The 14,278-nt window shown below is 56.2% G+C and carries 12 protein-coding genes; 10 read left to right on the top strand and 2 right to left on the bottom strand.

The genetic code is table 11. The annotated features are described in order from the left end of the window. Positions 1–480, bottom strand: a 480-nt coding sequence (locus tag CSA35_03170) for a hypothetical protein (GenBank protein ID PIE55101.1), incomplete at its 3' end; no start/stop codon positions are given. Positions 481–637: 157 nt separating this feature from the next. On the opposite strand from CSA35_03170, the gene CSA35_03165 reads away from it, so the two are divergent. Beyond that, the gene (locus CSA35_03165) at positions 638–2,662 is read left to right on the top strand and encodes a hypothetical protein (protein PIE55100.1); all 2,025 of its coding nucleotides are present in this window, start codon (positions 638–640) and stop codon (positions 2,660–2,662) included. Positions 2,663–2,786: 124 nt separating this feature from the next. Here CSA35_03165 and CSA35_03160 read toward each other — a convergent pair whose 3' ends face one another. Beyond that, positions 2,787–4,202, bottom strand: a complete 1,416-nt coding sequence (locus tag CSA35_03160; GenBank protein PIE55099.1) for a cysteine--tRNA ligase — start codon at positions 4,200–4,202, stop codon at positions 2,787–2,789. Positions 4,203–4,317: 115 nt separating this feature from the next. Between CSA35_03160 and CSA35_03155 the strand changes: the two genes are divergently transcribed. The 9 genes from CSA35_03155 to CSA35_03115 all read left to right on the top strand — a co-directional run bounded on the left by CSA35_03155 (position 4,318) and on the right by CSA35_03115 (position 14,205). Then, the gene (locus CSA35_03155; protein PIE55098.1) at positions 4,318–5,766 is read left to right on the top strand and encodes an excinuclease ABC subunit C; all 1,449 of its coding nucleotides are present in this window, start codon (positions 4,318–4,320) and stop codon (positions 5,764–5,766) included. Between the two features lie 99 nt (positions 5,767–5,865). Continuing rightward, a complete protein-coding gene (gene ribH / locus CSA35_03150) occupies positions 5,866–6,336 on the top strand; it encodes a 6,7-dimethyl-8-ribityllumazine synthase (protein PIE55097.1) in 471 nt (156 codons plus the stop codon). 6 nt (positions 6,337–6,342) lie between these two features. Next, entirely contained in the window at positions 6,343–7,623 is a 1,281-nt protein-coding gene (locus CSA35_03145) for a serine--tRNA ligase (protein ID PIE55096.1), read from the top strand. A 340-nt stretch (positions 7,624–7,963) separates the two neighbouring features. Further along, the gene (locus tag CSA35_03140) at positions 7,964–9,685 is read left to right on the top strand and encodes a glycosyl transferase (protein ID PIE55113.1); all 1,722 of its coding nucleotides are present in this window, start codon (positions 7,964–7,966) and stop codon (positions 9,683–9,685) included. Next, positions 9,669–10,133, top strand: a complete 465-nt coding sequence (locus CSA35_03135; protein ID PIE55095.1) for a CBS domain-containing protein — start codon at positions 9,669–9,671, stop codon at positions 10,131–10,133. Before CSA35_03140 ends, CSA35_03135 begins: the two co-directional genes overlap by 17 nt. Next, the gene (locus CSA35_03130; protein PIE55094.1) at positions 10,123–10,470 is read left to right on the top strand and encodes a hypothetical protein; all 348 of its coding nucleotides are present in this window, start codon (positions 10,123–10,125) and stop codon (positions 10,468–10,470) included. The genes CSA35_03135 and CSA35_03130 overlap by 11 nt, the downstream gene beginning before the upstream one ends. After that, on the top strand, positions 10,467–12,377 hold the full coding sequence (locus tag CSA35_03125) for a hypothetical protein (protein PIE55093.1): 1,911 nt from the start codon (positions 10,467–10,469) through the stop codon (positions 12,375–12,377). Before CSA35_03130 ends, CSA35_03125 begins: the two co-directional genes overlap by 4 nt. Beyond that, positions 12,362–12,580 (top strand): ATPase, encoded by a 219-nt coding sequence (locus tag CSA35_03120; GenBank protein PIE55092.1) that lies wholly within the window; start codon positions 12,362–12,364, stop codon positions 12,578–12,580. Before CSA35_03125 ends, CSA35_03120 begins: the two co-directional genes overlap by 16 nt. A 449-nt stretch (positions 12,581–13,029) precedes the next feature. Beyond that, the gene (locus tag CSA35_03115; GenBank protein PIE55091.1) at positions 13,030–14,205 is read left to right on the top strand and encodes a hypothetical protein; all 1,176 of its coding nucleotides are present in this window, start codon (positions 13,030–13,032) and stop codon (positions 14,203–14,205) included. Positions 14,206–14,278 lie beyond the last annotated feature (73 nt).

The following is a 14,278-nucleotide window of genomic DNA, read 5'->3' as shown; positions in this document are numbered from 1 at the left end:
CTCAATATCAGAAACATCAGGGAGCCTTAGCTTTCCAGGCAGTCTGTCCTGCAGAACATTCCACAAACATTCAACACGTCCCTTTGCCTCAGGAGAGAGAGCGAAGAGCTTGCCTGTACCGAGGCACTTCACCCCCTGTTCAAACGTGCTCAAACGTCGTTCCTTCCCCATAGCCAATGCGGACACATAGACTGAGGTACTCTCATTCTCAGTCAAATACGCACCGACGACGATACCCCTAGCGTCGTCGATATAAGCGTGAAGAGCAGTACAGCCCTTCCTCTTCCTCTGCCTGGGATGTTTGCCCCTGTTGCCTTGAATGAGGGCCATTTCGCCGCGAGCTTTGTACTTCTTCCTGAGCCTGATAATCCGCCTCCGACAGAGGCTCAGGGACTCCGCTGCCTCCTGATTGCTCATCTCCCCGTTGACCAGCAGCTCCATGACCTTGATCCGCTTGATTTCATGGGGTGACGATATCACTGAGCAATGGCATCCTGTTTTATGGTGCTTGACAAAAGAGAATTGGTATGATAAAAGTACAAAATTTGGATAAGATAGTTCGTAATGTATATTCTGAGTTAAGTGCATATGTTGTATGCGTTTGTCTTATGATATCCATGTGAAGGGAGATGGCGTCATGGATGGAAACAGAGGCATGGGGAGAGGAGTATGGACGAGATCAGGAGGGCCGATCCTGGTTTTGACCATGGCCTTCATAGTCGTCTTGAGCGGAGCCGCTTGGGCGGCGACGATTTTGCGTGTTGACTCTGTAAATATCGGTGGCGGTGACGGTTCCGATTGGGGTGTGAAGGCCCTGAACGAGGATCAGTTTCGAAAGATCCTGAAAGCCGTCACCCTTGCCAGTGGAGATGTGGAGTTCTGGGTGGCGAAGGGTGTCTATCGCCCCTCTGGGAGCGATCCAAACGAATCCTTTGTCCTGCTCAATAATGTAGCTCTCTGCGGCGGATTTAACGGGGATGGGACCGAGACAAACTCGGCTGACCGAGATCCCTCTGTCAACGTCACGGTCCTCACTGGTGACATCTACGGTGATGATATCCACGATGCTCACGGAGCCACCGTGTCTGCGGATCATATAATGGGGACCAACAGCCTTCACGTGATTATGTCCACTGGTTGTGATAGCACGGCGATCCTGGATGGCTTTACCATCTGTGCAGGCTCTGGGGAATATGGTGGTGGGATGCACAATGAGAGCAGTAACCCCACCGTGATCGACTGCACTTTCTTGGGGAGCATGGCAAGTGATAGTGGCGGCGGGATGAGTAACCGTGTGAACAGCGACGCCGTCGTAACGAACTGCACCTTCTCGGGGAACGCGGCAAGGTGGGGCGGAGGGATGTACAACGAGGATAGTAACCCTACAGTGATTAACTGTACCTTCTCGGGAGACGTGGCAAGGTGGGGCGGAGGGATGTACAGCAAGGAAAGCAGCCCTACCGTGATGAGCTGTACTTTCTTGGGGAACGTGGCAAGTCAGGAGGGTGGGGGGATGAATAACAGTAACAGCAACTCCTTCGTGAGTAACTGTACCTTCTTGAGGAATGTGGCAGAGCAGAAACACGGTGGAGGAATGTACAGCAACGACAGCAACCCTACCGTAATGAACTGTACTTTCTCTGGGAACGAGGCAAGTCAAGATGGTGGGGGAATGTATAACTGTTGGGAGAGTAGTCCCAGCGTGATCAACTGCACCTTCTCGAGAAATGTGGCAGGTAACGACGGTGGGGGGATGTTCAATGATGGGAAGCATGACGGCTGGGAGAGCAGTCCCAGCGTGATCAACTGCACCTTCTCGGGAAACGTGGCAGGTAACGACGGTGGGGGGGTGGTCAACTGGGATAGGAGTAGTCCCATCGTGACCAACTGCACCTTCTCGGGGAATGTAGCAAGTGAGAACGGTGGTGGTATACTGAACAGTGGTGACAGCAGCCCCACCGTGACGAACTGCATCTTCTGGGATAACGTGAATGGGGATTTGTATAATGGGGGAACAAGTACTTCTGTAGTGAGTTACTCCGTTGTTGAAGACGGGACCTCTGGGACGGGGAACATCGATGCGGATCCGCTGCTGAGTGCCTTGGCGAATAACGGCGGTCCCACCTGGACGATGGAGATAGGGAAAGACAGCCCGGCCAGGAACGCCGGCATCGGTGGTAGCGGCATCCCCGCGACGGACCAGAGGGGAGAACCCCGTGATTGGAAGCCGGACATGGGGGCCTACGAGGAATTCGACACCAGCCTTCTCATGCCCCCCGGAACTGGGCCTGGTATCGGCGGTCCTGGAGGTTCATGCCCCGGACTCCACATCCTGAGCACCATCGTGATTCCTGAGGGGGCCGGGAGCATCACCCCGACGAACCCGACGGTCTCCAACGGCGTTACGGTGGACCTCAGCATAACGGCACATGCCGGGTACGTCCTCGATGACGTAAAAATCGACGGAGAGTCCCGAGGAGCCGTCGAGACCCTTCGGGTCAAGGTCACGAAAGCGCACGTCGTGGAGGCACTCTTCAGCCCGGTCTCGACATCACCTCCGTCCCATGCTCATGAGTATCGAAGCTCCGGTGGCGGATGCGCCATAGGTCTTTCCCCGGCGTCGCTGCTCCTTGCCCTGCCTCTGGTCTTCCTGAGGCGATGAGGGACGCACGAGTCGGGAGAATAAGCCATACGGACACACCGGACAGAGCATAGCGCGTATAACGCAAGAGGAGTCGCCCTGACCTCGGGGCGGCTCCTCTTTTCTGCCGTTTTTCTGGAAGGTGTTATATTTTTTTCTTCCACTTGGTTCCCTGAGGGGTGTCCTCCAGGAGGATGCCCTGAGCCGCCAGCTCGTCTCGGATGGCGTCAGACGTGGTGAAGTCCTTAGCTGAGCGGGCCTGTTCCCGTTTGCGGATGAGCTCTTCAATCCGTTCGCCGTCGACGACCCCCGACGAGCTCTCGTCGAGGGCCATGAGGCCCATGACCTGGTCAAGGTCGCGGAAGAAGCCGCCGATGACATCAACCGCTTTGGGGTCGAGGGTCTCGGCTGTTTTGACGTAGGAGTTAGTGGATGAGATCGCCTCGAAGACGGCTCCCAGGGCGCCGGCCGTGTTGAAGTCGTCGTCCATGGCGGTGACGAAGCTCTTCCGGTGGGTGTCCATGGCCTCCAGGAAACGTCCCACCTCTCCCGGAGACTGGGGACGGGTGTCCACGGCGTATCTGAAATCGGACCAGCTGTTGTGAAGCCGCTCCAGGGCGGAGGTCGCCTGTTGAAGTCCCTCGGGACCGAAGCTCACCGGAGATCTGTAATGAGCGCTGAGCATGAACATCCGGATGGCCAGGGGGGAATAGTGCTTCCGGGCCTCCCGGGCGGTCATGAAGTTCCCCAGGGATTTGGACATCTTTTCCTTGTCGATGAGGATATACTCGTTGTGGATCCAGTACCGGACGAAGGGCTGCCCCGTGGCGGCCTCCGCCTGAGCGATCTCGTTCTCGTGGTGGGGGAAGATAAGGTCGGTTCCCCCCGAGTGGATGTCCAGGGTCTCTCCCAGATATTTCATTGCCATGGCGCTGCATTCGATGTGCCATCCCGGACGTCCCTTTCCCCAGGGGCTGTCCCAGGCGGGTTCGCCCGGTTTCTGGGCTTTCCACAGGACGAAGTCCAGAGGGCTTTTCTTGGAGCTGTTGACCTCGATCCTGGCGCCGGCCTGAAGTTCCTCCACGTTCTGGCCCGAGAGCTTGCAGTATCCTGGGAAGGAAGACACGTCGAAGTAGACGACCCCGTCCACCTCGTAGGCATGGCCCGAGGTCTTCAGCTTTTTGACGAGGTCGATGATCTCCGCCATGTGTTCCGTCGCCCGGGGATAGACGGAGGCCCGCTTGATTCCCAGGGCGTCGGCGTCCTCGAAGTAGTCGGCGATGGTCTGTTCCGCCAGTTCCTGAACGGTGATTCCCCTCTCGTTGGCCCGGTCGATCATCTTGTCGTCGATGTCGGTGAAGTTCTGGACGAAGGTCACGTCGTAGCCCGAGAACTCCATGTATCGGCGAAGCACGTCAAAGACGATGAAAGGGCGGGCGTTGCCAATGTGAAAATAGTCGTATACCGTTGGGCCGCAACTGTAAAACCGGACCTCTTTCTCATGCAGTGGGACGAATGGTTCTTTCTTCCTGGTCAGGTCGTTATACAGGCTGAGAGTCATGACGAAAAACCTCCATACTGATATCGGTTGCGGGAAAATGGATCCCGATGTACCCTGATTATACTTTTTATCGCGCTTTTTGCCACGTTTTCGCCATCGATTGAGGGTGATCTTTATGGCTGATCGGGTTGAACGCCTGAAAAAGCTGGTTCGGACCTTTCCGAACAGGCCCGGGGTCTATCTGATGCACGACTCCGGCGGGTCCGTCATCTATGTGGGCAAGGCCAAGTCCCTGAAGAAGCGGGTGTCCTCATATTTTCGTCACAGCGGTTTTGCCTCGCCCAGGTTGAGAAAGCTGGTGTCGACCGTCGAGGATATATCGACCATCAGAACCGAGACCGAGGCCGAGGCGCTGATCGTCGAGTCCCGGCTGATCAAGAAGCTGCGTCCTTTCTTCAACGTGGATCTCAAGATCAACGAACGGTATCCATACGTCCACGTCACGGACGAGGCTTTTCCCAGGCTGAAGGTGAGCCTTCATAAGGGGGAGGGACTGCATATCGGTCCCTTCGTGAGCGCCGGCGAACTTCGGCGGCTTCTTCGACTTATCGAGAGATACTTTCCCCTGAGGACGTGCGCTCAGGATCTCTCACGCGTCACGGTGAAGCGGCCCTGTATCCGGCATGAGCTTGGAAAATGTCAGGCTCCCTGTGCCGGGTTGTGTTCGCCTGGGGACTACAGGGATATCCTGGACGACGTGCTGCTGCTGCTTCGAGGTCAGACCCTCGACGTCACGGAACGGCTTCGCCGCCGGATGGACAAGGCGGCCCAAAACCTCGATTTTGAGGGGGCCGCCCGGCTTCGGGATACCCTCCGGGCTCTGTGGCGATTCTCGAGGCAGAGGGTGTCGGCGACCCTCTCGGCGGATCTGGACGAGGATACCTGGCAGGTCCTGGTCCGTCTTCAGGAGATTGTAGGGTTAGCGACCATTCCCTGGAGGATCGACGGTTTCGATATCTCTCACTCCTCGGGGCACGAGACGTATGGAGTCGCGGTGGTCTTTGAGCAGGGGCTGCCCAATCCCTCTCTGTATCGTCGGTTTGCCATTCGCGATGTCGAGGGGATCGACGATTTTCGATCCATGAGGGAGACAGTGACCAGACGATATCGTCGGTGTCTGGACGGCGAGGCTCCCCTGCCTCAGCTCATCCTCATCGATGGAGGCCCGGAGCAGCTTCGCTTTGCCGCCGACGCTCTGACCGATCTGGGCCTGGCCGTCCCGATCATATCCCTGGCCAAGCGTGAGGAGCTGATCTTCACCCTCGGTTCCGACCAACCGCTTGTTCTGGAGAGAAATGACCCGGCTCTTCGGCTGCTTCAACGCGTTCGGGATGAGTCTCACCGATACGCCATCACGACCCATCGGGGCAAGCGCCAGGAACGTCTCAGGAGATCGGCTCTGGAGGATATTCCCGGCATCGGCAAGAGGCGGGCCGCAGCTCTTCTAGCCCGGTTCGGCAGCGTCCATCAGATATCCCGTCTTTCCCCGGAGGAGCTCATGGTCGTTCCGGGTATCGGTGACAAGCACGCCGAGAATATCCTGAATTATCTCGGGGGGAGCTGAGGTATGAGGTTGTCGGCTATGGGGTAAACGACGCACTGGGTTCGAGGGCATATCCTTGTGCGCTGAATCTTTTACATACAATAGAGGGAGGCAGCTATCGTGAAAGTCTATCAGGGAAAATTGACCTTTCAGGGGGGGCACTTCGGGATCGTGGTGGCCCGGTCCGATGATTTTGTCTCGTCCAGGTTGCTGGAGGGGGCTAAGGATGCCCTCTCCAGACATGGAGTCAAAGGGAACGACTGGGACGTAGTCTGGGTTCCCGGAGTTCGGGAGATCCCGTTGATCGCCAAGGAGCTGGCATTGACGGGAAAATACGATGCTGTCATAGCTTTAGGTGTCGTCCCCTCAGAGAAGTGGACCGACGCTCAGGGGCTCCCGGAGACCGCGGCCGGTGCCCTGCGGGTTGGTCTGGAACAGCGGGTGCCCGTCATATGGGAGGTGTCGTTATCGGGCTCTTCCGGTGACGGCTCAGGCGTATGGAGGGGCGGTAACAGAGGGGCTGAGGCGGCTGTCTCGGCGTTGGAGATGGTCAATCTCCTGCGGGAGATCCGAATCGTTGGGGAGGAGTAGATAGGCATGCTGGATATCAGATACGTTAGGGAAAATCTCGGCGAGGTCCGAGGATTTTTGGATGCTCGGGGGCACGGTTTTGACCTGGAGTCGGTGATCTCCCTGGATGCTCGACGTCGGGAATTGATCGCTCAAGTTGAGGATCTCAAGGCGGAGAGGAACGCCGGTTCCAAAGAGGTCGGTGCCGCCAAAGCCAGGGGCGAGAGTCCGACGGCTGTCATGGAGCGTATGAAGGCTATCGGAGAAGAGGTCAAGGAGCTGGATCGTCAGGTGAGTCAGGTGGACCAGGATCTGGCCGACCTCATGCTCCAGATTCCCAACAAGCCCCACGACTCGGTGCCCCTCGGGACCGACGAGGAGGCGAATCAGGAGGTTCGTCGTTGGGGGACGCCCAAGACGTTCGATGTCGAGCCTCTGGCTCACTGGGATCTGGGTGAGAACCTGAGGATCCTGGATTTCAAACGGGGTGTTAACCTGGCTCAGAGTCGGTTTACCGTCATGGCTGGTGCTGGTGCCAGGCTGGAACGGGCCCTGATGAACTTTATGCTGGACCTCCACGTGGATCGCCACGGCTATAAGGAGATCAACCCTCCCTTTATGGTGAGCTCGGCCACGATGACCGGGACCGGTCAGCTCCCCAAGTTCGCCGACGACCTGTATCGGATCGCAGATGAGGATTTATGGCTCGTTCCCACGGCCGAGGTCCCTCTGACGAATCTTCACAGAGACGAGATATTGGAGGAAGCCGATCTGCCTCTGTACTACACGGCCTATACCCCCTGTTTCAGAAAGGAAGCCGGCAGTCATGGCAAGGACGTCCGGGGCATCATGCGACAGCACCAGTTTGAAAAGGTGGAGATGGTGAAGCTTGCCACGCCTGAAAGCAGCTACGACGAGCTTGAGTCCCTGACCGCCAACGCCGAGGAGGTCCTTCAGCTTTTGAAACTGCCCTATCGGGTCATCGTGCTGTGTACGGGGGACATGGGGTTCGGCGCCTCCAAGACCTACGATGTCGAGGTGTGGTTGCCTTCCCAGGAGCGGTATCGGGAGATCAGTTCGTGCAGCAACTGTGAGGATTTTCAGGCGAGACGTATGAATACCCGGTATCGACCGGCCGACGGTGGAAAGCCTCGATTCGTCCATACTTTAAACGGATCGGGTATAGCCGTTGGCCGGGCGCTGATCGCCGTCATGGAGAATTACCAGCGTCCCGACGGTGGTATCGACGTCCCAGAGGTTCTTCGTCCCTATATGGGCGGGGTGACCGAGATTTCGCCGATCTCGTGATTTTTCCAGGTCAGACGTCGGCTTTCAGCCGACGTCTGACCTGGAAACTCGGCTCTATACGTTTCCTCTGTCGTTGATTTGTCGGAAAAATGCCCGTTTATTTCCACGGAAATCGCCGTATGGCATGGAAAAAGCCTGTGCTCACTGGTACAATAATGTACATCATTGTGCTGTCGATAGACTTTTATCGAGTGTCGAGCTGCCCATGGTTTTGCTCCTGCTGCGGTTTTTTGTCTTTCGAGAATATTTATTTGTGGAATTTATGCGATAGCCCTGTATTTTGGGGTATGTTTTGTTCAGAATTACTTGAAGGGGGTCGTTCTGCACTGTGATCCACTCCATGCCGTCAATGCTTTTCCTGGTCCTGTCCCTTCTGGTTCTCGTCTCCTTTGTGCTCCAGCGTATTTATCGAAGGACCCTGACTAAGGAAAGATACCACTATATGCGAGATTTGACTCTCGTCGGAGCCTGGATGGTTTTTTCCCTCTGGACCGGCAGGGGGGATATTCGTGTCGTTGCTGCCATGGCTCTTTTAGGGGCTGTCGTCGGTCTCTTTCAGCATATGCTGTTGCCGCAAAGGGATTCTCTGTGGTTATACGGTCTTCTCGGTATCCTGTTCGCTTTCGTGGGGCCCCGGATCAGCTTCATTGGCCTTCCCGGTGGTGAGTATCTCTACCTCTCCAGGGCTGGCTCCATTGGGGCTACTGCCCTGTGGGTCACCGTCTTTCCCCTGCTTTTTCATCGCCTTGACGAGGTGCCTGGTCTTGCGGGGCATTTGCTGGGCGTAAGTTTCTCCCTAATCCTTCTGATCTCGTCCGTATCCGGCCAATCCCTGGGGGGTGCTTTTGTCATGTCGTTGGCGGGCTTGGCTTTTACCGCCGTGTTCTGGAGTCGTCTGGGGCATAATTACCGACGGCTTGGTACGTCCCTTTCGGCTTTTTGGGGGGTTCTGGTGGCAGGGACGTCCCTGGTGGGAGTCTCAAAAGGGGTGACCATCACGACGTTGATGGTGATCCCTCTGGGGCTCTACGCTCTTCCCCTGGTTGAGGTGTCTTTGAATCTCATCGCTCACGCAGTGCCCTTGGGACGCTGGGGCCAGCTGTCCATCTATCATAGAATGATGGATCGAGGAGCTGACCACCCGGAGGCGGTGAAGTTTGTCACGTTTTTGTGCCTTTCCATCGGAGCCTTGATCTCCTTCCTCCAGATCGGTATCGACGAGACGACTCGACCGGCCCTCTTGGCTGTTCTGGTCGTTTCCATTTCGGTTAAGGTCTCCTGCCTTCGGAGATCGCATTTTCGAGAGAGCTCCAGCCTGTGGGGGGTGTCGGTTGACGGTATTTCCATGAACTATGCTCTCTCTAAAGTTCGGGCTCAGCTTCTGGCACGGGGGGCCTCTGCGTTGGTGGTGACCGTTAACGCTCTGTCTCTGATCCGAGCGCGGCACGATGAAAAGTATCGTTCCGTGGCCGATGGAGCGTGGCTCACCTTGCCGGACGGTGTTGGGTTGGTCTGGGGGCTTCGTTTTCTGGGAATGAAGGTTAACGAGCGAGTTGCCGGGATCGACTTCATGCAGAGGCTCTGCCGGCTGGCTGCGTCGGAGGGATGGCCGATCTACCTCTTGGGGAGTCGTGCCCACGTTGTGATGCAGACAGCCTCGGTCCTTCAGGATCGCTATCCTGGTTTGATTGTGGCTGGATACAGGGATGGCTACTTCGACGACGACACGGAGGTTGTCGAAGATATCCGTCGTTCTGGTGCCAGACTTGTGTTTGCTGCCCTGGGGGTGCCTAAACAGGAACTTTGGCTGGATAGCCACCTCGACGACCTTCCCGATGTCGTGGCTGTCGGTGTCGGTGGCAGTTTTGACGTTATTTCCGGTCGTCTCAAGAGAGCTCCCCAGTTGTGGCAAAAAGTCGGAATGGAGTGGCTGTACCGTCTTATTCAGGAGCCGTGGCGCCTTAAACAGGACGGGGCTCTCGTGTGGTTTATTGTGGCTGTCCTTTTGGAAAAAGTTGGTCTTGGCCGTCGGAGGAAATTGGACGATGTCCGTCATAGCTAGGGAGATAATGAGCCGGGATCTGACTGCGGTCAGTCCAGAGGATCGGCTTTTGAACGCCCTGCACATCCTCTACTCGCATGGTCTGGCAGGTGTGCCTGTTATCGATGATTCGTGGGCGCTGGTTGGGTATCTTTCTGAATCGGATATTCTCAAGCCCACGATCCCCACGTATCTGGAGGTCCTGGCTCAGAGCACCTTTTTGGGCAACGATGGAAATCTGTTGTTTCAGCGCTTTGGTGCCATGAAGGACGACCCTGTGGAGACGGTGATGCAGAAGGATCCCGTCTCGGTCTTTCCAGAGAGCAGCATCATGACGGTTGCTGACCTCATGCTCCGGAAAAAGATAAAGCGTCTTCCCGTTGTGGACGGAGGTAAGTTGGTTGGGGTCATCGATCGAGGGGCGTTTTGTGAGTTCCTTATGGAAGGCGGATCCGCACATGGAGTCTGACCGGCTGACTGGTTTAGGGTGGAGTGAGAGCCCCGAGCTTGAGCGTCGTCGTTTGGAGATCGAGAACGAGTTTGAGCGGAAACGACGGGCCCTTGAGGACGAGAGAGCCGAGGCGATACGCAACCTTGACGAGATGGTTCAACGGACATGGGACGCTGTTGCGTCGGAGAAGAGCGCTCTTGAGTCGGAGCTTCTCGACGAGGAGGTCCGTAGGAGAGAAGAGGATCGGATTGAACTCCAGGCCTTTGAGAAGCGTTTAGAGTCTCTCTCGCTCAATTCCTTGATCGAGAGGGCTGTCGACCGAGTCACCGGATTTTCGAGGGGGGTGGTCCCGTGATTCGAACGATGGTTCGGCTTGCGATTTGGGGCTTGGCCTCCCGGCAAAGGGATCTGGTGGCCTTTCTTCAAGGCCAGGGAGTGCTCCATGTGGAGCACGGAGAGGCCGTCAGAATATCCGATGAGGACGCAGATGCCCTTCGGCTTCTCAGGAGCAAACTCCTGGGAATGATCGAAAGTCTGAAGTGGGATCGGTGGGATCTTCTGGATGATCGTTCCCTCTTTGACGTCGAGCCGGCTACGGACATCTCTCTTCATCAGATGATCGTAGAGATCGACAGGAGCCTGGATCATTTTAAGGAGCAGCTTTCCACTCTCCTTCAACGGAGGGCCGATCTGGGGCGGGATGGGGATCGACTACATGCTGCTCACGATGTGACCGTCCATTTTCGTTCCTTCATGGCCGCTGAGACTGAGGCCAATAGGGACTCCTCCCTGTGGTGGGTTCGCCACGACCAGATACCATCCCTTCTCTCAAAACTCCAGGAGCTTCTGACGTCCCAAAGCGCTCAGGGGCCGACACTGGAGCTCCATCATCATTCGTTTTTTCTTGGCGATCAGGAGGCTTTAATCGCAATAGGTGTGCCCGTCGAGTATCGAGCCCTGATACGACAGGAACTTGAAGCTTCTGGCCTCATCGCATGGACTGCGCCGCTCTCCTCCGAGGAGCATGGTCTCCTGTGGTGTATCGACGAGATCGAGAGGGAGCTGACAAAACATCCTCAACAAGTGGCTGAAATCAATGCCACGTTGGACCGGGTCAGAGAGGAATGGGGTCCCAAGCTTGGAGCTTTGTTCATGTTTATGGACGAACGGCTTGAGCAGCTGGTGGTGGAACAACAGGGTACCTCAATGGGGAAGACCTTCCTCTTGGAGGGGTGGCTCCCTGAGGACGAGCTTGATCCACTTCTGACGGCCCTGTCCGAGGCGTTTGGCGAGCAGGTTTTTGTCCGTTGGCGATATCCAGTCTCCGACGAGTGGCACGCTGTCCCCACTGCCCTGTCTAATCGAGATATTTTTCGCCCATTTGAGATTTTTCTTCGGTTGGTTCCCCTGCCTCGATATCATGGGACGGATCCTACGGTGATGATCGGAATTTTCTTCCCGTTCTTTGCCGGTTGTATCATCGGAGATGTGGGGTACGGTTCGATCCTGGCGATTCTGGCCTGGACGATTCGAAAAAAAACGAAGAAGCCTCTGATAGCCGACGGAGCTTTCGTGCTCCTGATCGTGGCTTTTTGGGGTGTCGCCTGGGGTGTCGCCTATGGCGAGTGTTTTGGGGACACCGCTCATCGCCTTTTGGGGTTCGAACCTCTCTGGGTTGAGCGATCCCATGCCGTTATCCCGGTGCTGGGGTTCACCATAGCCCTGGGTTTGGCCCATATCCTGATGGGGCTCGCTCTCGGTGTCTGGGAAGGAATCCGAAACCGATCTCGTCATATGTGGATGGAGCGGGGTGGAAACATGATCATAGTTCTTGCCATGGTTGGCGCTCTGTGTGCTGCCAAGGGGCTGATCCCTCAGGGCTTTTTCACCGTCGCCGTAGCGGCGCTGATTCTGGGGTTGGTCTTTTTGGTCGCGGGCGGTGGTGTCGGAGGTCTGGTGGAGTCCATGAGCTCTTTCGGGAGTATCTTGAGTTATGTCCGAATAGGTGCCATCGGTCTGTCATCGGCAATCCTGGCAATGGTGGCGTCTCGCTTTGTGGACGTGTTGGGGGTCTCCTTTCTGGGTGTCTTCATCGCTTTGTCCATTCACCTTCTTAATTTTGTCTTGGCCATCGCTGAGTCTGGGCTTCATTCTGCTCGTCTGCATTATGTCGAGTTTATGGGAACGTTTCACAGCGGTGGGGGGAACCAATATAGGCCATTTTCAAGGAAAGGGAGGACGACCAAGTGGAAAAAGCGTTGATCGCTTTTGCTGCGGCTTTAGCCGTCGGGATTCCTGCGATCGCTACGGCCTTTGCTCAGGCAAAGATCGGGAGTGTTGCGGTGGGGGCCCTTGCAGAGAAGCCTGAGGCTGCTGGTTCCATGATTATCCTGGAGGCCATTCCAGAGACCATGGTGATCCTGGGGTTTGTGGTGGCCATTATGTTGATACTTCAATTTGCGTGAGCCTATGGCGAAGGACTCTGATCTGGAGGGCTTCCTCAAAGCACTTCGTGCTGAGGGGGAGGAAGAGCTGGCGAGAGCCAGAGCCCAACTTGAGGAGGAGATCGCCGATATGATCGCTGATCGTCGTCGGGCGGTGGAGGTTCAGATCGGTCGTCTTCGGGAAAAACACGCACGGGAGGTCGCTGACCTTCGGTGTATGGTGGATCTTCGCCTCCGGGGAGCGATCCAAAAGGATCTCGACCGGCTTCGATCAGACTTTCTTTCGAAAGTTCGGCTGGCTTTGGAGCAGGCCATTATGGAGCGTCTTTCCTCCCGAGAGGCCCGTCTTCGAGGGCTTCGTATTCTGGCGGACGAGGCTTTGTCGGTGCTCGGTCCTGATGCCATCCTGGCTGTGCCGGAGGATCTGGCGGAGGTCATGGCGCAAGAGGGCTACAAGGTAACCCCAGTATCTGAGGATCCATGGGGTGGCTGTGTGGCGACCGTTGACGAAGGAGGGATTGTCCTTGAGAACACCCTCAGGGTTCGCCTTGAAAAGATTTTCCCGGAGGTTGTCCGAGAGCTGGCGGTCCTCTTCGAAGGGCTTCTTGACGAGGATAGGTCTCTCCTGGGAAAATTACGGATATCTTAATGCTCGTCTAAGAGGGCGATGGGAACAATTTTACGAGGAGGAGTTTTTCGACCGCATGGCTGAGGCCTCTCTGGATGACGTGGAGCAGGCTTTACTCTCAAGTTTCTATTCTCTCCACTATCGCAGAGAGCTTGCCACCTCTGACGCATCGACCCTTGATCGAATTGAGGTGGCTCTGATTTCCGGGTCCTCTGAGCGGTTTCGATGGGTCGTGTCCTTGGCCGATGGCGAGCCGTTTGATCTCATGTGGCCCTTGTGCGTTCGCTCCGATGTGTTTAACGGCAGGGCGCTGCTTCGAAAGTACGATGGGAACAATTTCTCCAATATGCCCCCACGGTGGCATGACTATGGAATGTTGAGTAGCTCCTTTTTTCACGATCTCTGGGTTGACTGTGATCGGATTGTAGATGTCTTGGAACGTTGCTATAACGTGGAGAACCCCGTGGTCCAGGCCCTGTTTGAAGCCTTTTTGATCCTTCGGCAAAACGGCTCTGTCCCCAGGGCTGAACGGGCGTATCTTTCGGGGCTTTTGGACAGGTGTCGAGAGGTCCTGGACCGCTCGGGACAGGGGGCTCGGATGGTCTCCGAGTTTCTTGGCAGGATGGTCGATCTCTGGAATCTGCATATCTGGTTTCGACGGGATATTGACACCTCAGATTGTCCGGTGGCTTACCTCGACGGTGGAGCGTGGCTCTCGACGAAGAGCCTGATGGAGGAGTCGTCGATCGAGAAGCTCCTTCGGGGAACACCTTGGGGTGACCTGCAGCTCGTAGAGGGCTCACTCCCCCCTGAACTTGGACGTTTGCTTCAGGAAAAGTTTGTTCGATGGCAGTTGGAGCAGCGCACGTACGATCCCCTGAGTATAGGCATGGCCATCGCATATATGGCCCGTCAAATGGTTGAGTGGCGTAATCTGAATATTCTGGCGGTAGGTTTGGCCTCTGGCTTAGAGGCCGATAAAATTCGTTCACTTTTTTTCAGGGGGGGGAAGATGTAGCCATCGTACCCTCCATCGCCGATCAGGCGAATATCCCCGCATTGAATGCCGCTATTGAGGCTGTATGGATTCT

The organism is Dethiosulfovibrio peptidovorans (assembly GCA_002748665.1).
Lineage (GTDB): Bacteria > Synergistota > Synergistia > Synergistales > Dethiosulfovibrionaceae > Dethiosulfovibrio > Dethiosulfovibrio peptidovorans_A.
The sequence above is the reverse complement of the archived record's forward strand: the minus strand, read 5'-3'. Positions and strand labels throughout refer to the sequence as shown.